The 19,348-nt window shown below is 70.2% G+C and carries 14 protein-coding genes; 7 read left to right on the top strand and 7 right to left on the bottom strand.

All coding sequences use genetic code 11. From position 1 onward, the window contains the following. Window positions 1–63: 63 nt before the first annotated feature. Window positions 64–3,216 carry a 1,4-alpha-glucan branching enzyme gene (glgB, locus tag AWZ10_RS33605; protein WP_079104541.1) on the top strand — a complete coding sequence of 1,051 codons (3,153 nt, stop codon included), beginning with the start codon at window positions 64–66 and terminating at the stop codon, window positions 3,214–3,216. A 246-nt stretch (window positions 3,217–3,462) separates the two neighbouring features. Here the strand turns inward: glgB and AWZ10_RS33600 are convergent, their stop codons facing one another. The 5 genes from AWZ10_RS33600 to AWZ10_RS33580 all read right to left on the bottom strand — a co-directional run bounded on the left by AWZ10_RS33600 (window position 3,463) and on the right by AWZ10_RS33580 (window position 10,214). Next, the gene (locus AWZ10_RS33600) at window positions 3,463–4,902 is read right to left on the bottom strand and encodes a cytochrome P450 family protein (protein ID WP_060892895.1); all 1,440 of its coding nucleotides are present in this window, start codon (window positions 4,900–4,902) and stop codon (window positions 3,463–3,465) included. A gap of 147 nt (window positions 4,903–5,049) precedes the next feature. After that, window positions 5,050–7,293, bottom strand: a complete 2,244-nt coding sequence (locus AWZ10_RS33595; protein WP_060892894.1) for a HelD family protein — start codon at window positions 7,291–7,293, stop codon at window positions 5,050–5,052. A 421-nt stretch (window positions 7,294–7,714) separates the two neighbouring features. Then, the gene (gene trxA, locus AWZ10_RS33590; protein ID WP_046705215.1) at window positions 7,715–8,053 is read right to left on the bottom strand and encodes a thioredoxin; all 339 of its coding nucleotides are present in this window, start codon (window positions 8,051–8,053) and stop codon (window positions 7,715–7,717) included. Between the two features lie 14 nt (window positions 8,054–8,067). Then, window positions 8,068–8,496, bottom strand: a complete 429-nt coding sequence (locus AWZ10_RS33585; RefSeq protein ID WP_046705212.1) for a MerR family transcriptional regulator — start codon at window positions 8,494–8,496, stop codon at window positions 8,068–8,070. Between the two features lie 314 nt (window positions 8,497–8,810). Further along, window positions 8,811–10,214: a cation:dicarboxylate symporter family transporter gene (locus AWZ10_RS33580; protein ID WP_408993453.1), complete on the bottom strand. Its 1,404-nt coding sequence runs from the start codon at window positions 10,212–10,214 to the stop codon at window positions 8,811–8,813. Between the two features lie 489 nt (window positions 10,215–10,703). Between AWZ10_RS33580 and AWZ10_RS33575 the strand changes: the two genes are divergently transcribed. The 5 genes from AWZ10_RS33575 (at window position 10,704) to AWZ10_RS33555 (ending at window position 16,739) form a co-directional block, all read left to right on the top strand. Further along, a complete protein-coding gene (locus tag AWZ10_RS33575) occupies window positions 10,704–12,407 on the top strand; it encodes an ATP-binding protein (protein ID WP_046709880.1) in 1,704 nt (567 codons plus the stop codon). Beyond that, window positions 12,404–13,087, top strand: coding sequence for a response regulator (locus AWZ10_RS33570; RefSeq protein ID WP_046709879.1), 684 nt, complete (start codon window positions 12,404–12,406; stop codon window positions 13,085–13,087). Before AWZ10_RS33575 ends, AWZ10_RS33570 begins: the two co-directional genes overlap by 4 nt. A gap of 475 nt (window positions 13,088–13,562) precedes the next feature. Next, window positions 13,563–14,969 carry an extracellular solute-binding protein gene (locus AWZ10_RS33565; RefSeq protein WP_060892893.1) on the top strand — a complete coding sequence of 469 codons (1,407 nt, stop codon included), beginning with the start codon at window positions 13,563–13,565 and terminating at the stop codon, window positions 14,967–14,969. Window positions 14,970–14,979: 10 nt separating this feature from the next. Beyond that, a complete protein-coding gene (locus tag AWZ10_RS33560) occupies window positions 14,980–15,882 on the top strand; it encodes a carbohydrate ABC transporter permease (protein ID WP_060892892.1) in 903 nt (300 codons plus the stop codon). 5 nt (window positions 15,883–15,887) lie between these two features. Continuing rightward, entirely contained in the window at window positions 15,888–16,739 is an 852-nt protein-coding gene (locus AWZ10_RS33555) for a carbohydrate ABC transporter permease (RefSeq protein ID WP_060892891.1), read from the top strand. A gap of 70 nt (window positions 16,740–16,809) precedes the next feature. Here AWZ10_RS33555 and AWZ10_RS33550 read toward each other — a convergent pair whose 3' ends face one another. Continuing rightward, a complete protein-coding gene (locus tag AWZ10_RS33550; RefSeq protein WP_060892890.1) occupies window positions 16,810–17,259 on the bottom strand; it encodes a PPOX class F420-dependent oxidoreductase in 450 nt (149 codons plus the stop codon). Between the two features lie 131 nt (window positions 17,260–17,390). Between AWZ10_RS33550 and AWZ10_RS33545 the strand changes: the two genes are divergently transcribed. Next, entirely contained in the window at window positions 17,391–18,212 is an 822-nt protein-coding gene (locus AWZ10_RS33545; RefSeq protein WP_234361063.1) for a helix-turn-helix domain-containing protein, read from the top strand. Between the two features lie 43 nt (window positions 18,213–18,255). Here the strand turns inward: AWZ10_RS33545 and AWZ10_RS33540 are convergent, their stop codons facing one another. After that, window positions 18,256–19,281: an ATP-dependent 6-phosphofructokinase gene (locus AWZ10_RS33540; RefSeq protein ID WP_046708619.1), complete on the bottom strand. Its 1,026-nt coding sequence runs from the start codon at window positions 19,279–19,281 to the stop codon at window positions 18,256–18,258. Between the last annotated feature and the right edge of the window lie 67 nt (window positions 19,282–19,348).

The raw sequence follows: 19,348 nt of genomic DNA, 5'->3' as shown, positions 1-19,348 counted from the left end.
CCCCCCCGACCCCCCCCCCCCCCCGCCCCGCCCCGCCCCGCCCCTGCCGAGGAGGCAGTACCTGTGACTCCCCGCCCGCCGTCCGACGACAGCACCCAGCACACCGGCCCCACCGCCGAGGGGCCCACCCCGGTGAAGAAGACGGCCACGAAGAAGACGGCCGCGAAGAAAACCGTGGCGAAGAAGGCGACAGCGAAGAAGGCGGCGACGAAAAAGGCGGCGACGAAGGCGACGAGCACGGCGGCCGGGACCACCGCCAAGGCTGTCGGGGGAACGGCCAAGGGCCGGAAGACGGCCGAGAAGACGCCACCGGCCGAACAGACGGCCGACGGGACGTCGGCGGTCAGGAAGGCGGCCGGGGCCAAGGCGGTGGTCAAGAAGGCCGTCGAAGGGACACCGGCGGTGAAGGAGTCTGCCGAGGGCAAGGCGGTCGCCAAGAAGTCGGCACCGAGGAAGTCGGCCGAGGCCCAGGGCGCGTTCGGGAAGGCCCCCGCCAAGAAGGCTCCCGCCAGGAAGTCCACCGCGAAGAAGGCGGTGGCGAAGAAGGCGACAGCGAAGAAGGCTGTCGCGAAGACGGCTGTCGCGAAAGCGGCTGTGGAGGACACCGCTGTCACGGAAACGGGTGTCACGAAACCCGCGGCCGTCAGGAAGACCGTCGCGAAGAAAGCAGCGGTCAAGAAGGCCGTCACGAAGAAGGCTGCGGGCAAGAAGACCGTGGCCGAGGAAGCTGTGACCACCGAGGCCGTCGCCAGGAAGGCCGCCGCCGCGAAGAGGGCCGTGACGTCACCGCGCCGGGCGGAGAGCGCGGTGTTGGTCCCTGCCGTCCCGCCGGGCTCCGGAACGTCCACTCCCGTGCCGACGCCCGCCGACGCGCCGCCCCCGGAACCGGTACTCCCCAAGCAGGCCGCCGCCGAGCCGACAGCCCCCGACCCGGTGGTGCCCAGGCAGGCCGTCGCCGAGCCGGTGCCGGCCGGGTCGGTGGCCCCCCAGCCCTCCGTCGCCGAACCCGCCCTCGCCCAGCCCGTCTTCTCCCCCGCGATGGACGGCGCCGATCGCGAGCGGCTGCTCGACGGGACCCATCACGCGCCGCACTCCGTGCTGGGGGCCCACGCCGCGCCCGGGGGTGTGGTGTTCCGGGCGTTCAGGCCCTACGCGCTCGGGGTGGGTGTGGTGGTGGAGTCGCTGCGGGCGGAGCTGCACGACGACGGGGGCGGGTTCTTCTCGGCGCTGCTGCCGTTGCGGGAGGTACCGGAGACGTACCGCCTGCTGGTCTCGTACGAGGGGACGGAGCAGGAGACGGAGGACGCGTACCGTTTCCTGCCCGCGATCGGCGAGCTGGACCTGTATCTGATCGGCGAGGGACGGCACGAGGAGCTGTGGCGGGCGCTCGGCGCCGAGCCGATGACCCACCAGGGCGTGACCGGCACCCGCTTCACGGTGTGGGCGCCGAACGCACGCGGCGTACGCCTGGCCGGGACCTTCAACTTCTGGGACGCCACGGGCTACCCGATGCGTTCGCTGGGCTCCTCGGGCGTGTGGGAGCTGTTCGTGCCCGGGATCGGCGAGGGCGAGCTGTACAAGTTCGAGATCACGCGGCCGGACGGCTCGAAGACGCTCCGGGCCGACCCGTTGGCCCGCCGCACGGAGGTCCCGCCCCACACGTCCTCCGTCATCCACGCCTCGCACTACGAGTGGACCGACGAGGAGTGGCTGGCCCGCCGGACGCAGACCCCCGCGCACGAGGCACCGTTCTCGGTCTACGAGGTGCATCTGCCGTCCTGGCGCCCGGGACTGACGTACCGCCAACTCGCCGAGCAGCTACCGGCGTACGTCTGTGACCTCGGCTTCACCCACGTCGAACTGCTGCCCATCGCCGAGCACCCCTTCGGCGGCTCCTGGGGCTACCAGGTCACCGGGTTCTACGCCCCGACCGCCCGCCTCGGCACACCCGACGACTTCAAGTTCCTGGTCGACGCCCTGCACCGGGCCGGGATCGGCGTGCTGATGGACTGGGTGCCGGCCCACTTCCCGCGTGACGACTGGGCGCTGGCCGAGTTCGACGGGCGTCCGCTGTACGAGCACGAGGACCCGCAGCGGGCGGCGCACCCCGACTGGGGGACGCTGGAGTTCGACTACGGGCGCCGCGAGGTGCGCAACTTCCTGGTGGCGAACGCCCTTTACTGGTGCGAGGAGTACCACATCGACGGGCTGCGGGTGGATGCCGTCGCGTCGATGCTGTACCTCGACTACTCGCGTGAGCCGGGCCAGTGGACGCCGAACGAGCACGGCGGCCGGGAGAACCTGGACGCGGTCGCCTTCCTGCAGGAGATGAACGCGACGGTGTACCGGCGGGTGCCGGGCGTCGTGACGATCGCGGAGGAGTCCACGGCCTGGGACGGCGTCACGCGCGCCACCCACCACACCGGTCCCGGCGGCTTCGGCGGCCTCGGATTCGGCATGAAGTGGAACATGGGCTGGATGCACGACTCGCTGGACTACATGGCGAAGGACCCCATCCACCGCAAGCACCACCACCACGAGATGACCTTCTCGATGGTGTACGCGTACAGCGAGAACTACGTCCTGCCCATCTCCCACGACGAGGTCGTGCACGGCAAGGGCTCACTGGTGTCGAAGATGCCGGGCGACTGGTGGCAGCAGCGGGCCAACCACCGCGCGTACCTCGGCTTCATGTGGGCGCACCCCGGCAAGCAGCTCCTCTTCATGGGCCAGGAGTTCGCGCAGGGCGCGGAGTGGTCGGAGGCGCACGGCCCCGACTGGTGGCTCATGGACCCCGCGTACGGTGCCGAGGCCGACCACCGGGGCGTACGGGACCTCGTCCGTGACCTCAACACCGCCTACCGGCACACCCCCGCCCTCTGGCAGCAGGACACCCGACCCGCCGGGTTCTCCTGGATCACGGGCGACTCCGCGGACGACAACGTCCTGGCGTTCCTGCGGTTCGCGGAGGACGGGTCGCCGCTGCTGGCCGTCTCCAACTTCAGCCCCGTCGTCCGCGAGGACTATCGGCTGGGCGTACCCGAGGACGTCCCGGCCTGGCGCGAGATCCTGAACACGGACGCGGCGGCCTACGGTGGCACCGACACCACGACCCCCGACCCGGTGAAACCCGACCCCCAACCCTGGCACGCCCAGTCGGCCAGCATCCGCGTCACCCTGCCCCCGCTGACCACCCTCTGGCTCCGCCCGGCCTAGTTTTCCTCGCCCCCGCCGCCCCTACCCGTCCCATCCCCAGGGGCGCTGCCCCTTCGACCCCGAGAGGGTGCGTTGTCGGGTGCGGGTGGGTGGGGCTTCTCGCGCAGTTCCCCGCGCCCCTGAAAAGGGGCGCGGGGAACTGCGCGAGCAACCACGACGGACCCGCGGATGGGGGTCGAAGGGGCACAGCCCCTGGGGATGGGACGGGTAAGGGCGGCGGGGGCGGAAAAGGCACCCGGGCGGCCGTCAGCCGCCCCTGCGCCCCCCGAACATCATCCGCCGCAACGCCCCCAGCAACCCACTCCCCGACCGCGACCCCACCGGCTCCGCACTCGGCGCAGCCGGTGGCGCCACCGGCGCCGCCACCTCGTCCCCCCGCCGAGCCACCGGCACCCGAGCCGCACTGTGCGCGGCGAGCTCATAGCGGACCGGCAGCAACCGCAGCCCCCGCACCACCGGCCCCGACCGCCACGGCAACTGATCCGGCGGCAACGTGAGCTCCGCACGGGCGAAGTGGTCGAAGATCCGCCCGACCGCGGTCGTGACGATCGTCCCCGCTAGCTCGCGCGCGGCGCTGGGACACTGGTGGGGCCCTGCCCCCCACGCCAGATGCGCCCGCGTACTGATGGTGGACTCCACGACGTGGGACGGGCCGATCCGCAGGAGATCCCGGTGCGCGGCCGCGACGGACGGCGACACGATGTCACCGGCCCGGATCAGGTAGTTCCCCAGCCGCACGTCACGCGCCGCGAACCGGAAGCACAGGTTGGCCGTCGGCGGATTCACCAGCGCCGCCCGGTTCACGGTCTCACCGAGCTGCCCGTCGGACAGGCTCCGCCGGACGGTCGCGTTGCCCCGCAGCACCTCGAGGAGGGTGTTGCAGACCATGTTCCCGGTGATGTCGTTGAGGTAGACCGCGTTCATGAACAGCTCACGGCCCAGTTGTTCGTCGCTCAGCGAGGGGTCGGACAGCAGCATGTAGGAGGTCAGGTCCTCCCCGGGACGGGACCGCCGGTGCGCCGCCAGCCGGGTCATCGCGCCCAGCGCCCGCCCGGTCGCCGGCCCCGCGTCCGGGCCCCCGTCCAGCATGCGCCACAGGTCCATGACCATCTCGTCGCCGAGTCCGACGGGGCAGCCGAACAGCTTGGTCGTGACCATGAGGAGCAGCGGCCGGGTGTACTGCGCCGCGAGATCGGCGAACCCGGTGGTCCCGGACTCGGCCGCGAGCATGGCGATCAGCTCGTCGGCGTACCGGGCGACGGCCGCGCGCAGTTCCCAGCCCTCGGGCGAGTGCCCGTCCTGGAAGGGCCGCATCGCCGAGTGGTGGCTCAGCCGTGCGTGCCGGTGTTCCTCGTCGTCGAAGAACATGGTCTGCCGGACCTCGTACCCGGCGAGGAGCGGCCAGTCCTTCGGCAGCCGCCCCTCCGCCCGGGCCCGCCAGTGCCGGATGTCGCGCCGCCAGACACTTTCGTTGCGCAGCACCTCCAGCACCTCGGAGTAGTCGAGAACCAGCCATGCCGGCACCCCCATCAGCCCCACCGGTGCCACGGGGCCGTACGTGCTCCGCAGTCGCTCGTAGACGCCGCCCGGGTCCGCGTCGAACTCCGAGGTCAGCAACGGCTCCACGCGCAGCGATTCCAGACCGGGGCCGCCGGCCGGGGCGGCCGCGAACGGATGTGTTTCCATGACCGACACGCATACCGTACGAACCGTGCACGAGCAGTGACGATGACCAGAACTGTTACGGGTTGGTGATCCCCGATGCACCCGTGGTGACGGTGACGGGAAGGCCGCCTTCCCGGTACCTGGCAGACGGCACCCCGCCCGTCGACTTCAGGCCACCGTCAGTTCTTCCGCGAGCGCCCCGGGCAGCCCCTCCGCGTGCACGATGCCCAGCGTCTGCGTCGCCCGGGTGAGCGCCACGTACAGATCGCTCGTACCGAAGCGCCCCGGCTCGACGACGAGGACGGAGTCGAACTCCAGGCCCTTGGCCTGCCGGGGGTCGAGGAGGACGACGGTCCTGGTCAGGTCGGGTTCCGCGCCGGCCGTCACGTCGTCCAGCCGGGCCGCGAGCGCCCGGTGGAGTTCGCGCGGCGCGATCACGGCGAGCCGCCCCTCGGCCGGGGTCAGCTCGGCCACCGCCTTGGCCACCTCCGCGGGCAGTTCCTTCGTCGCCGCGTGGCGCGCCCAGGGCCGTACGCCCGTCGACCGCACGGAGCTGGGCGGCTCGAAGTCCGGCCGCTCGGCTCGGACGACTCCGGCCGCGACGGCCATGATCTCGGCGGGAGTGCGGTAGTTGACGCCGAGCCGGGTGTGCTCCCAGCGGTCCTCGACGTACGGGGCGAGGATGTCGGCCCAGGAGCCGACACCGGCGGCCTCCGCCGTCTGGGCCGGGTCGCCGACGAGGGTCATCGAGCGGGTCGGCGAGCGGCGCATCAGCAGCCGCCAGGCCATGGGCGACAGTTCCTGCGCCTCGTCGACGATGATGTGCCCGAACGTCCAGGTCCGGTCGGCCGCCGCCCGCTCGGCCGCGCTGCGGTGGTCGTCCTCCTCGTGGCGCTCCGCGAACCGCTCGGCGTCGATGATGTCGTGCGCGGACAGCACCTCCGAGCCGTCGGGGTCGCCGTCCTCCTTGTCCTCGAACTCGTACGTCCGCGACGCGTACGACACCTCCAGCACGCCCTGCGCGTACGCGATCTGCGTCTCCCGCTCGCGCTCGGCCCGCGCCCGCGCCACCCGGTCGTCCTCGCCCAGCAGTTCGGCGGCCTCGTCGAGGAGCGGCACATCGGCGACGGTCCACGCCCGGGTGACGGGGCGGCGTACGGCGTCGGCGTCCTCCTGGGACAGATGGGCGTCCGGCTCGGCGAGGAAGTCCGCGATCAGGCGGCGCGGGGTGATCCGGGGCCACAGCCGGCCGATGGCGGACCAGACCTCGGGGTTCTCGGCCAGTTCGTCGCGGATCTGGGTGATGTCACTGGGGTCGAGGAGGTTCGCGCCGTCGTAGGGGTCGGTGCCGATGCGTTCGACGACCATCTCCGTGAGGGTGTTGAGGATGTGGCCCTCGAAGTGCTCGCGGGCCGCGTTGTGCGGGAGCTTCGCCTCACGCGTGCGCTCGCGGGCGACCCGTACGAGGTCGTCGTCGAGCATGAGGATCTCCCGGTCGTGCTCGATGGCGATCACCGGGTCGGGCAGCGTCTGCCGGTCCCGTACGACGGCCGCGAGCACGTCGGCCATGGCGGCGCCGCCCTTCACCCGGGCCGCCGCCGGGGTGTCGGTCGCGGTCGCCCGTACGCCGGGGAACAGTTCGCCGACGGTGGACAGCAGTACTCCCGTCTCGCCCAGCGAGGGCAGCACTTCGCCGATGTAGCCGAGGAAGGCGGGGTTGGGGCCGACGATGAGGACGGCGCGCTTGGCGAGCAGTTCGCGCTGCTCGTAGAGGAGGTAGGCGGCCCGGTGCAGGGCGACGGCGGTCTTGCCCGTTCCGGGGCCGCCCTCCACGACCATCACCCCCTGGTGCGGGGCCCTGATGATGCGGTCCTGCTCGGCCTGGATGGTCTGCACGATGTCGCCCATGCGTCCGGTGCGGGCCGAGTTGAGGGCGGCCAGCAGGACGGCGTCACCGGTGGGGTCCTCGTACCCGGTACGGGTCTGGTCGCCGAGGTCGAGGATCTCGTCGTGCAGGGCGGTGACCCTGCGGCCGTCGGTGGTGATGTGCCGGCGGCGGCGCAGGCCCATCGGGGTGTGGCCGGTGGCGAGGTAGAAGGGGCGGGCGACCTCGGCCCGCCAGTCGATCAGGATCGGGGTGCGTTCGGTGTCGTCCTCGCGCAGCCCGATCCGGCCGATGTGGTGGACGGCCCCGTCGGCGAGGTCGAGGCGGCCGAAGCAGAGCGAGCCGTCCACGGCGTTCAGCGTGGCCAGCATCCCCGAACGCTCGGCGACGAGGATGTCCCGTTCGAGGCGGGCCTGTCTGGGCGTGTTGCCCTGGGCGAGCGCGTCCGTGACCGAGCCCTCGGTCGCACCGCGCAGAGCGTCCACGCGTGCGTACAGCCCATCGATGAATTCCTGCTCGCGCCGCAATTCATCTTGCGAAAAGCCGGTGTTTGACAATTCCACTCCCGCCCGGATACACTGTGCTCACTGAACTTCTTTGCGACCCATTCTCTTGAAGTCGCGAACCATTCAATATACGCAGAGAAATCCCCCGGGCGCAATCGCCCGGGGGATTTCTTCGTGTGCGGCGCGCCGCACGACCGGTCCGGCGGCGGCAGGGCTCGGTGGCCCTGTGTGAAGCCGCTCCGGGCCGGGTGCACGGCCGCGTGCGCGGTCGGCACGACGATCCGGCCCGTACCGTCGGCCGCGCGATCCCGCCTTCCGAGTCTCCGAATCTCTGAAGGTCCGAGTCTCTGGAGGTCCGAGTCTCTGGAGGTCCGAGTCTCTGGAGGTCCGAGTTTCCGAATCTCCGAATGCGGCTTACCCCGCGGCTGCCCGATCCGATCCGCTACGGACCGTCGGCCGAATTCACCGGGACGACATCCGAAATCTCCTCCAGCAGCCGTCGCTTCGGCCGCGCCCCCACCATCGCCTTCACCGGCTCACCGTCGCGGAACACCATGAAGGTCGGCATCGACAGCACCTTGTACGCCTGGGTGGTCTCCGGATTGGTGTCCACATCCAGCTGCACCACCTTCAGCCGCTCCCCCTCCTCCGCGGCGAGGGCACTGAGCACCGGTCCCATCTGCCGGCACGGCGGACACCAGTCGGCCGTGAACTCCACGAGCACCGGCAACTCCGCCCCGATCACCTCCGCCTCGAAATCCGCGTCCGTCACCTCGGCCACACCCGCCGCCCTGATCACAGCTCCCCGCCTCCCAGCTCACACCCCGGCTCCGGACCCCCCGGAACCTCCGCCTCGGCCGCCAGCCGCTCCCGCGCCAGCTCGGCCCGCGTCAACTGCTCGCCGACCGAGGCCCGCACGGCCGCCAGCTCGCCGATCAGCACGTCGAGTTCGTCCAGCTTCCGCCGGTACACCGCCAGCGACGCCGGGCACGAGTCGCCCTGCGGATGCCCCGCCCGCAGACACTCCACGAACGGCCGCGTCTCCTCCAGGTCGAACCCGAAGTCCTGCAGCGTCCGGATCTGCCGCAGCAGCTCCAGATCCTCCTCGTCGTACGTCCGGTACCCGTTCCGGCTCCGCCGCGCGGGCAACAGCCCCCGCGCCTCGTAGTACCGCAACGCCCGTGTCGTCGTCCCGGCCCGTGCCGCCAGCTCGCCGATGCGCATACGAAGACCGTATTCCTTGACGCCGACGTCAAGGAAAGCCCGAGGAGACCGAGGGAGGAGACCGAGGGAGGAGACCGAGGGAGGAGACGGCAAAAGCCGAGCGGCCAGGTCTATAGGGGGAGGACCTGGCCGCTCGGTGTTCTGGGAGCTGCTTGTTCAGTTGTTCGGCTTGGTGGCCGTACGGCCGGGTCTACGGGGGAGGACCCGGCCGTACGGCGTTCTTGGGGGCCTTCTCGGTGGGAGCCGGCCCGTGCCCGCTGAGGGGCGGGGGAACTGCGCGACCAGCCTGACTCGACCGGCAGCTACAGGCCGACCTACGCCTTGGCGAGTTCCTTCTCACCGTCAGGCTCAGCCGCGGGCGCCGCCGCGGACCCGTGCCCGTCGTCCAGCAGCGTCTTCTCGTCGAACGGCAGCTGCCCGGCGAGAACCTCGCTCACGCGCTCCTTGTCGATCTCCTTGGTCCAGGTACCGATGAGGACCGTGGCGACCGCGTTGCCCGCGAAGTTGGTGAGGGCGCGGGCCTCGCTCATGAAGCGGTCGATGCCGACGATGAGGCCGATACCGTCCACCAGGGCCGGCTTGTGGGACTGCAGACCACCCGCGAGGGTCGCGAGGCCGGCACCGGTGACACCCGCCGCGCCCTTGGAGGCCACCAGCAGGAAGAGCAGCAGCGGGATCTGCTCGCCGACCGACATCGGCGTACCCATGGCGTCGGCGATGAACAGGGACGCCATGGTCATGTAGATCATGGTGCCGTCGAGGTTGAAGGAGTAGCCGGTCGGGACGGTGATACCGACGACGGGCTTGCTGACACCCAGGTGCTCCATCTTCGCGATGAGGCGCGGAAGCGCCGACTCGGAGGAGGAGGTGGACAGGATCAGCAGGAACTCACGGCCCAGGTACTTGAAGAGCGTGAGGATGTTCATGCCCGCGACGATCCGCAGCAGCGCGCCGAGCACGATGAAGACGAAGAGGAAGCAGGTGATGTAGAAGCCGAGCATCAGCACGGCGAGGCTCTTGAGGGCGTCGATGCCCGCGGAACCGGTCACGGCCGCGATGGCACCGAAGGCACCGATCGGGGCGGCCCACATCACCATCGCGAGGATGCGGAAGACGAGGCGCTGGATGTGCTCGACACCACGGAGGATCGGCTGGCCGGAGTCACCCATGGCCTGCAGCGCGAAGCCGGCGAACAGGGCGACGAGCAGCGTCTGGAGGACCTCGCCACCGGTGAAGGCGGAGACGATCGTCGTCGGGATGATGCCCAGCAGGAACTCGGTGGTGTCCTTGGCCTCCGCCGACACCTGCGCCTGACCGGTCTCCTTGATCGCGTCGGTGACGGCGAGGCCGGTGCCCGGCTCGACGATGTTGCCGACGACGAGGCCGATGCCGAGGGCGACCAGCGACATCACCGTGAAGTAGGCGAGGGCGATACCGCCTACGGCGCCGACCTTCGCGGCCTTCCGTACGGAGCCGATGCCCAGCACGATCGTGCAGAAGATGATCGGCGAGATCATCATCTTGATCAGGTTCACGAAGCCGGTGCCGATGGGCTTCAGCTCGACGGCGAAGTCGGGGGCGATGAGGCCCACGGCGATGCCGAGGGCCACGGCCACGATCACGGCGATGTACAGGTAGTGGGTGCGGTCCCGCTTGGCGGGTGCGCTAGGTGCCGTATGAGTGCTGCTGGCCACGGCGGCCCTCCTCGTCGACGACATCGTCGGCTCGTTCGTCTCCGGCGTGCGGCTCACGACCGGGGGAATTCGGGAGACGGTCTCCCAGGGTGGGAACCGGCGGGTTCCCGGGGTGGGAGACCGGCTCCCGGGGTCGGGAGCCGGCGGGCTCCCGGAGCCGGTAGCTGGGGGACTTCCGGCGGTGGGAGCGGGGCTCCCGGGGGGTGTGGGAGCCGGGGCTCCCGGCGGTGGAAGCCGGCGGGCTTCCGGGCCGGAGGCCTGGGGGCTTCCGGCGGTGGGAGCTTGGGGGCTCCCGGTGCGGGGAGACAGGCTCCCGGTGGTGGGAGAGGTGCCTCCCGGGGGTGGGAGACGGGCTCCCGGCGGCTCGGGTATGTGGTCCCGGTGCGGGAGTCGTACTCCCTGTCGCTGTCCGTGCGCTGGACGGGTCGATGGGCTGACTATCCCCCGCCCTGTGAGGGCGGTCACCCTTCCGTTCATTTAGTTCACGCCAACCCGTGGAGGCAGACTGTTGGCATGCGCGTCCCGCACCGTCTCCGTCCCCGCAGCCTGGCAGGCCAGCTCTTCGCCGTACAGGCGGTGCTGATCGCGGCCGTCCTGGCCGGATACGCGCTGTTCACCTACGTCAGCGACCGCTCCCAGGCGGAGGAGGCGGGAACCCGCCAGGCCCTGGCCGTGGCGGCCACCGTCGCCGACTCCCCGTCGGTCCGTGCGGCGATCCACACCGCCGACCCCACCGAGCGGCTCCAGCCCTACGCCACCGAGGTTCAACAGCACGCCGGCGTCGACTTCGTGACGATCATGACCCCCGACGGCATCCGCTGGACGCACCCGGACCCCGACCGGATCGGCGAGCACTTCCTCGGCCACATAGAGAAGGCGCAGCAGGGCGGCTCGATCACCGAGACCTACACGGGCACGCTCGGTCCGTCGGTCCGCGCGGTCACCCCGATCATGGAGAACGGCGAGGTCATCGGCCTGGTCAGCGCCGGGATCAGGGTCCAGGCGATCAGCGACCGCGTCCAGGAGCAGCTCACGGCCCTCGTCGGCGTGGCCTCCGGCGCCCTGGCCCTCGGCGGCATGGGCACCTACATCGTCAACGCCCGCCTCCGCCGCCACACGCACAACATGAACGCCGCCGAGCTGAGCAACATGCACGACTACCACCAGGCCGCCCTGCACGCCGTACGCGAGGGCCTGCTGATGCTCGACGGGCAGTACCGGGTGGCGCTCATCAACGACGGGGCGCGGGAGCTGCTGGGGGTGACGCAGGACGTGGTCGGCCGCTCGGTGGCGGACCTGGGCCTGCCGGCGCCGCTGACCGGGGCGCTGCTGTCGTCCGAGCCGAGGGTCGACGACGTGCTCCTCACCGCCGAGCGGGTGCTCGTCGTGAACACCTCCCTGGTGTCGGGCGGCCAGCGCCGCGGCACGGTGGTCACGCTGCGGGACGTGACGGAACTCCAGTCCCTCACGGGCGAGCTGAATTCCGAACGCGGCTTCACACAGGCGCTGCGCTCCCAGGCGCACGAGGCCGCGAACCGTCTCCACACGGTCGTCTCGCTCATCGAGCTGGGCCGCTCGGACGAGGCGATCGACTTCGCGACGGCGGAACTGGAGCTGGCGCAGGCCCTGACGGACAAGGTCGTGGCGGCCGTGAGCGAACCGGTGCTCGCGGCTCTGCTGCTGGGCAAGGCCGCCCAGGCGAACGAACGGGGCGTCGAGCTGGTGGTGTCCGAGGACAGCCGCATCGACGACGGCCTGCTCCCGGAGTCCCTCCCCGCACGTGACCTGGTCACGGTTCTGGGCAACCTGATCGACAACGCGGTGGACGCGGCGCAGGGTTCGGTGGGGGCGAGGGTCACGGTGACGGCGTACACGGACGAGGCGGACGCACTGGAGGACGCGGACGTACCGGCGGACGACTCCGTGCTGGTGCTGAGGGTGTCGGACACGGGCAGCGGTGTGGATCCGGCCCACGCGGAGGCCGTCTTCGAACGCGGCTTCTCGACGAAACCGGCGGGGCCCGGGGGTCGGGGGCTGGGCCTGGCACTCGTACGGCAGACCGCGCGCCGGCACGAGGGAACGCTGACCGTGTCGGAGGCGGCCGGAGGCGGGGCCGAGTTCGAGGTGCGGCTGCCACTGCGCACGAGCGGTGCCAGCAAGACGGTGCAGGCTGTCCAGGCCCCTCGGGCCACTGTGGCTGGAGGCGACGACGTATGACCGGTGCCGATCCCATCAGAGTCCTGGTCGTCGAGGACGACCCCGTGGCCGCCGACGCGCACATGATGTACGTCGGCCGCGTCCCCGGGTTCACGGCCGTGGGCAAGGCCCACACGGGCGCGGAGGCTCGGCGTGCGCTGGACCGCATGCCGGTGGACCTGCTGTTGCTGGACCTGCATCTGCCGGACGTGCACGGCCTGCAGCTGGCCCGCTCCCTCCGCGCGGCGGGCCACCACGCGGACGTGATAGCGGTGACGTCGGCACGGGACCTGACGGTGGTGCGGGAGGGCGTGTCGCTGGGGGTGGTGCAGTACGTACTGAAACCCTTCACCTTCGCAACGCTTCGGGATCGTCTGATCCGGTACGCCGAGTTCCACGCGGCGGCCGGCGAGGCCAGCGGCCAGGACGAGGTGGACCGGGCGCTGGCGACCCTGCGGGCACCGGGCCCGGCGGCCCTGCCGAAAGGGCTGAGCGCGCCGACGCTGGAGCGGGTGACGGTGACCCTGCGCGACGCGGGCGAGGGCCTGACGGCCGCCGGGGTCGCGGAGGCGGTCGGCATCTCGCGGATCACGGCGCGGCGGTATCTGGAGCACCTGGTGGATGCCGGGCGGGCGGCGCGGAGTCCGCAGTACGGGCAGGTGGGGCGGCCGGAGCTGCAGTACCGGTGGGTGAAGGGATAGTTGGCCGCCTTCAGGTCGAGGGCTTGGCGTATCAGCCGAACGGCTTGGCCTGGAGGACGACCAGGACGCCGAGCCCGCTGCCTTGAGGACCTCGGCGACGGAGAGCACGACGAGTCCGGAACCGATCGTCCCGCTCACCCAGCGCACAAGCGGCCCGGCGAGCGGAACGACGCGGAAGGCGAGCAGGCGATCCCGCGCTGAATGGTCTTGCGGGAGCGCCGCCGGACGCCGGAACCATGTGCTACTTCCCAGTCGAAAACCTTCTCGGCACCGGCGGACTGTGTGAGCCGCGACCCACGAGCACGACAGACACCGGCGGCAGATCTCCCGGACCTCGATACGCGCCCTCTGCCAGGGCGAGGCGCCCACGCACCGGTGTTCGGTGCAGACGCATTGACCTGACTAGACCACTCCTCGTACCGTCACCGGGCACCCACCCAGGCCACAACGACGTAGCCAGCAGGAGGTCGTGCCCGTGCGCCCCACCGCACCTCGCCCCCGCCGATCCCGACTCCGTCTCCTCCTCACCGCAGCCCTGGCGGTCACCGCCCCCGGTGCGCTCACCGCCTGCGGCGACGGCTCCGGCCGTGACCCGGACACGGTGGAGGTCTCCTACAAACAGTCCACGGACAACCAGGTCCGTGTGATGGACACCTTCCTCGCCGACGTCAAGAAGCAGTTCGAGAAGGCGAATCCGGGCAAGAAGGTGAAACTCGTCCCGATCAAGGCCCCGGACTCGGAGTACTACACCAAGGTCCAGCAAATGCTCCGCTCCCCGAAGACGGCGCCGGACCTGGTCTACGAGGACACCTTCCTCATCAACTCGGACATCACGAGCGGTTATCTGAAACCCCTCGACGACTACCTGGCCGACTGGAAGGACTGGGACCAGTTCATCGACACGGCCAGGACGGCGGCGAAGGCCGAGGACGGAAAGACGTACGGCATTCCGGACGGCACCGACACCCGGGGGCTGTGGTTCGACAAGGCGATATTCGCGAAGGCGGGCCTGCCCGCCGACTGGCAGCCGAAGAACTGGGCCGACGTCCTCTCCGCGGCCCGCACGATCAAGGACAAAGTCCCCGACGTCATCCCTCTGAACGTCTACACGGGCAAACCTGCGGGCGAGGCCGCCACCATGCAGGGCTTCGAGATGCTCCTCTACGGCACACAGGACGCCACGGCCGCCGGGGCGAGCGACCCCCTGTACGACGAGAAGTCGAAGAAGTGGAAAGCCGGCACGCAGGGCTTCAAGGACGCCCTCGCCTTCGTGGAAACGGTCTACAAGGAGAAACTCGGCCCGGAGGTCTCCGACGCCCTCGACCCCAACATCTCGACCCGGGTCCGCGGTGAACTCCTCCCCGAAGGAAAACTCGGCATCAACCTCGACGGCTCCTGGCTCCCCCAGGACTGGCTGCCCGGCAGCGGCCACGCATGGCCTCAGTGGTCGGAGAAACTCGGCCTCGCCCACATGCCCACCCAGAACGGCCAGTCCCCCGGCAAGGTGAGCATGTCCGGCGGCTGGACCTGGGCCATCCCCGACAAGGCCAAGAACCCCGACCTCGCCTTCGAGTTCATCGAGACGATGCAGTCGAAGGCGAACGCCCGGAAGTGGTACATCGCCAACTCCGGAATCGCCGTCCGCAAGGACGTGGCGTCCGACCCCGCCTACGCAAAGGCCCAGCCCGGCATCAAGTTCTTCACCGACCTGGTGTCGAGCACGCACTACCGCCCCGCGTACCCGGCGTATCCCAAGGTCTCCACGGCCATCCAGGAGGCGATGGAATCCGTGACGACGCAGGACGCCTCGGTGTCCGAGGCGGCGAAGAACTACGACGAGGAGTTGAAGAGGGCCACGGACAACCAGGTGACGGAAGAATGAGCCCGCGCGCATGAAGAGGCCGACAGGGCTGACGTCCGGCCCGCCGCCCCACCCCGCACTCCGCACCGCGACCCGGGTCCTCCCCCTCACCCCCGCCACCGTCCTGCTGCTCCTCTTCCTCGCCGGCCCCATCGCCTACTGCGCCTACATCGCCTTCACCGACCTCCAGCTCACCGGCCAGGCCGAGGACTCCTTCATCGGCTTCGAGAACTTCCGCACGGCATTCGGGGACGAGGCCTTCCTCAACGCGGTCTGGCTGACCCTGGTCTTCACGTTCGTCTCGGCCCTGCTCGGCCAGAACACGCTGGGTCTGGCTCTGGCCGCCCTGATGCAACGCGCCTCGAAACCGGTCCGCACGCTGGTCGGTGGAATCGTCGTCACGGCGTGGGTGCTCCCGGAGGTGGTGGCGGGCTTCCTCCTCTACGCCTTCTTCCGCCGCGAAGGCACCATGAACGCCGTCCTGGACTGGCTCCATCTCCCCACCCAGAACTGGCTGTACACGCTCCCGATCCTCGCGGTGTCCTTCGCGAACGTCTGGCGAGGCACGGCCTTCTCGATGCTGGTCTATTCAGCGGCCCTGAACGAAATCCCGAAGGAGATCACGGAAGCGGCGGAGGTGGACGGCGCGGGCGGCTGGCGCCGTATGTGGCACATCACGCTCCCGATGATCCGCCGCTCGATCGGCACGAATCTGATGCTCATCACCCTCCAGACGCTGTCCGTCTTCGGTCTGATCTGGGTGATGACGCGCGGCGGCCCCGGGGGAAAAAGCCAGACCCTCCCCCTGTTCATGTACGAGGAGGCGTTCCAGAAAAGCATGATCGGCTACGGCACGGCGGTGGCACTGTTGCTGCTGGTGGTGGGTTCGCTGTTCTCGGCGCTCTACCTGCGGCTGCTGCGAACGGAGGTATGAGTTCCATGGCCCCGAGCACCCGGACGCCCGCCTCCCGCCGCACGGTCCGCCACCGCCTGGCCGCGGATGCCGGCCTCCTGGCCGTCGCCGCGACCTTCGTACTCCCGCTGGCCTGGGTGATCCTCTCGTCCGTGGACCCGCGGGCGAACCTGACGGTGAAACTCCCGGACGGCCTGACCCTCGACAACTTCGACGCGGTCCTGACCCCGGAGATCACCTTCACGCCGCTGCTCAACAGCCTGCTGCTGTGTGGCGGGGGGACCGCGCTGACGGTGGTGTGCGCGGCGCTGGCGGCGTATCCGCTGTCGCGGTTCCGGTCCCGTCTGAACCGCCCCTTCCTCCTCACGATCCTCTTCGCGACGAGCCTCCCGATCACGGCGATCATGGTGCCGGTGTACGCCTTGTTCGTCCAGGTGAACCTGATCGACACCATGCAGGGCACGATCTTCTTCTTCGCCGCGTCCCAATTGCCGTTCGCGATCTGGCTGATGAAGAACTTCATGGACGGGGTGCCGAAGGAACTGGAGGAGGCGGCGTGGACGGACGGCGCGTCGTCACTTCAGTCACTGGTGCGCGTGGTGCTGCCGCTGATGGGACCGGGCGTCGCCGTGGTGACGGTCTTCTCGTTCGTGATGATGTGGGGCAACTTCTTCGTCCCGTTCATGCTGCTGCTCACGCCGGAACAGATGCCGGCGGCGGTGAGCATCAACGAGTTCTTCGGGAATCGAGGGACGGTGATCTATGGGCAGTTGGCGGCGTTCTCGGTCATCTACTCGACGCCGGTGATTCTCCTGTACGTGGGCGTGGCCCGGCGGTTGGGTGGGGGGTTCGCGCTGGGCGGGGCGGTCAAGGGGTGACGAGAGGGCCGGAGCCGAGCGTCCATGGACTCTCCCGCAACCGGCCCCAGCCATACGCCACCCCCGGCCCTCACCCCTCCGGCAGCACCCCGGCCCGGAACGGCTCCACCCCCACCACCCGCCGCACCCGCACCGGCTCGATCAGGATCATCAGGCGCCGTTCCCCGGGGAGCAGCCACGGATACCGCTCCTCCCCGATGTACTTCCGGGTGAGCCGGTCCATGGCGCGCTCCGCCTCCTCGCCCTCCACGAACCGCACCACCCGGCCCCGGATCTCGGCCCGGTCGTAGGGGTTCTCGGGGTCGTGATGGGACAAGGACACCAGGGGGTTGCGGCGCAGGTTCTCCTCCTTCACCCGTCCCACGGAGGTGTTGACCATGACGTATTCGGCGGTGTCGTCGGCCTCGATGTCCACCCACATGGGTGACACCTGCGGCGCTCCGTCCGGCCCGACCGTCGCCAAGTGCCAGAAGTTCGGCGCCAGTAGGCGCTCACGTACATGCCCGTCAAGCTTCGTCATGCGGCCATCCATACCCAGGCCCCTGAGACCCCAAGAGCCACGCGTCTCGCACAATCCGTAGTTTCCTACGATCCGTGATTGTGGCCGAACAGCCCGTAGTCACCGCAGCCCCGCACCCCTACGTTGTGCGCGTGCACCGACGCTCAGCCCACGAACGGCAGCCCCAGCACCCGTATCCACAGCCGCAGCCCTATCCGGGCCCACGGCCGTATCCGGACCCACCACCGACCTATCCGGACCCACAGACCGCCGCCCCCACCCCGCCCTTCAACGCCCCCGCCGCCCGAAAGCTCCGTATCGCCCTCGGCATGGGACCCGAGCACGTCGCCTACGGAATGCGCTCCTCGTTCGGACTCCCGTACGTCACCCCGGACCTGGTCGCCGCCTGGGAACACGGCGCCATCGCGCCCACGAGCCCCGAACTCACCGCGCTCGCGGGGGTGTTGTGGTGCTCGCCCGGCGAACTCATCGGCACGCCCAGGACCCTGCGCGAGCACCGGACGGTCCGGGGGATCGCCGCCGAGGACGTCGCCCGCGCGGTCGGGCTCGAACTCTCCGCGTATCTCCAGATGGAGGAGAGCGGGGAGTGGAGCGGCACGGACCGCCAGTCCGCCGCCCTCGCCGTCGCACTGGACCTCTCGCTCCCCGAACTCGTCGTCGCGACAGGACGCGAGGACAGGCTCAGGGAGCTGCTCCACAGCGCGGTGACCACACGCTGGCAGGCCCACGTGCGCCCGGCCGCCAGACTGCTGTCCCTCGACAGACAGCTCGACCGCCACCTCCTGGAGGACGTCCTCAGGGAGATGCACACCGAGTACCAGGGCCGTGTGACCGCCACCCTCACCTGGGCCAACGGCACCGCCGCCACCGACTCGGGCGACGCCGGCCTCGACTTCCTGGACGGGATCGTCGACCACTTCTGGTCACTGGTCCACAGAACGACGACGTACTAGGAAAACAGAAGAACCTTCCGGAGAGCCCCCTGCCCCTGAACCCCTAGAACACCGACTCCGCCTCATCCATCCGGTCCTTCGGCACCGTCTTCAGTTCGGTCACCGCCTCCGCCAGCGGCACCATCACCACGTCCGTGCCGCGGAGCGCGGTCATGCGGCCGTACTCCGAGCGGTGCGCGGCCTCGACCGCGTGCCAGCCGAAGCGCGTGGCGAGCACCCTGTCGTACGCGGTCGGGGTGCCGCCCCGCTGGATGTGACCGAGAATGACGGGCTTGGCCTCCTTGCCGAGGCGCCGCTCCAGCTCGTACGCCAGCGCCGCACCGATGCCCTGGAAGCGCTCGTGGCCGAACTGGTCGATCTCGCCGTGGCCGTAGTCCATGGAACCCTCGGCCGGGTGGGCGCCTTCCGCGACACAGATGACCGCGAACTTCTTGCCGCGCGCGAACCGCTCCTCGACCATCTTCACGATGCCGGCCGGGTCGAACGCGCGCTCGGGCAGGCAGATGCCGTGCGCGCCCGCCGCCATGCCCGACTCCAGCGCGATCCAGCCCGCGTGCCGGCCCATGACCTCGACCACCATCACCCGCTGGTGGGACTCGGCGGTCGTCTTCAGGCGGTCCATCGCCTCCGTGGCGACCCCGACCGCCGTGTCGAAGCCGAACGTCCGGTCCGTCGACGAGATGTCGTTGTCGATGGTCTTCGGGACCCCGACCACCGGCAGGCCCGCGTCCGACAGCATCCGCGCCGCCGTCAGCGTGCCCTCACCGCCGATCGGGATCAGTACGTCGATACCGAACTGGTGGGCCATGTCCTGCGCGTTCTCGCACGCCTCGCGCAGGCGGTCGCGCGGGAGACGGGAGGAACCGAGAATGGTGCCGCCGCGGGCGAGGATGCCGCTGACGGACTCCAGGTCGAGGCTGCGGTAGCGGCCGTCGAGCAGACCGGCGTAGCCGTCCTCGAAGCCGATGACCTCGTCGCCGTACTGGGCGACCGCTCGGTGCACGACCGACCGGATCACTGCGTTCAGGCCCGGACAGTCGCCGCCTGCGGTGAGAACTCCGATACGCATCGTGCTGTTTCTCCTGCTCGTCCTGATCATCCTGAGCGTCCTGCTCGGTGCTGGTACTTATGAGCCA

Origin of the sequence: Streptomyces europaeiscabiei, from assembly GCF_001550375.1 — a bacterium.
Classification (GTDB): Bacteria; Actinomycetota; Actinomycetes; order Streptomycetales; family Streptomycetaceae; genus Streptomyces; species Streptomyces europaeiscabiei.
This window is presented reverse-complemented; position numbering and strand designations above follow the sequence as displayed.

What these genes read in the sequence shown, in the direction of transcription:
- AWZ10_RS33600 (WP_060892895.1), bottom strand. Translation starts at nt 4,902, where the DNA reads ATGGAAACACATCCGTTCGCGGCCGCCCCGGCCGGCGGCCCCGGTCTG.
- AWZ10_RS33585 (WP_046705212.1), bottom strand. Translation starts at nt 8,496, where the DNA reads ATGCGCATCGGCGAGCTGGCGGCACGGGCCGGGACGACGACACGGGCG.
- AWZ10_RS33580 (WP_408993453.1), bottom strand. Translation starts at nt 10,214, where the DNA reads ATGTCGTCGACGAGGAGGGCCGCCGTGGCCAGCAGCACTCATACGGCA.
- AWZ10_RS33575 (WP_046709880.1), top strand. Translation starts at nt 10,704, where the DNA reads ATGCGCGTCCCGCACCGTCTCCGTCCCCGCAGCCTGGCAGGCCAGCTC.
- AWZ10_RS33570 (WP_046709879.1), top strand. Translation starts at nt 12,404, where the DNA reads ATGACCGGTGCCGATCCCATCAGAGTCCTGGTCGTCGAGGACGACCCC.
- AWZ10_RS33560 (WP_060892892.1), top strand. Translation starts at nt 14,980, where the DNA reads ATGAAGAGGCCGACAGGGCTGACGTCCGGCCCGCCGCCCCACCCCGCA.
- AWZ10_RS33555 (WP_060892891.1), top strand. Translation starts at nt 15,888, where the DNA reads ATGGCCCCGAGCACCCGGACGCCCGCCTCCCGCCGCACGGTCCGCCAC.
- AWZ10_RS33550 (WP_060892890.1), bottom strand. Translation starts at nt 17,259, where the DNA reads ATGACGAAGCTTGACGGGCATGTACGTGAGCGCCTACTGGCGCCGAAC.
- AWZ10_RS33540 (WP_046708619.1), bottom strand. Translation starts at nt 19,281, where the DNA reads ATGCGTATCGGAGTTCTCACCGCAGGCGGCGACTGTCCGGGCCTGAAC.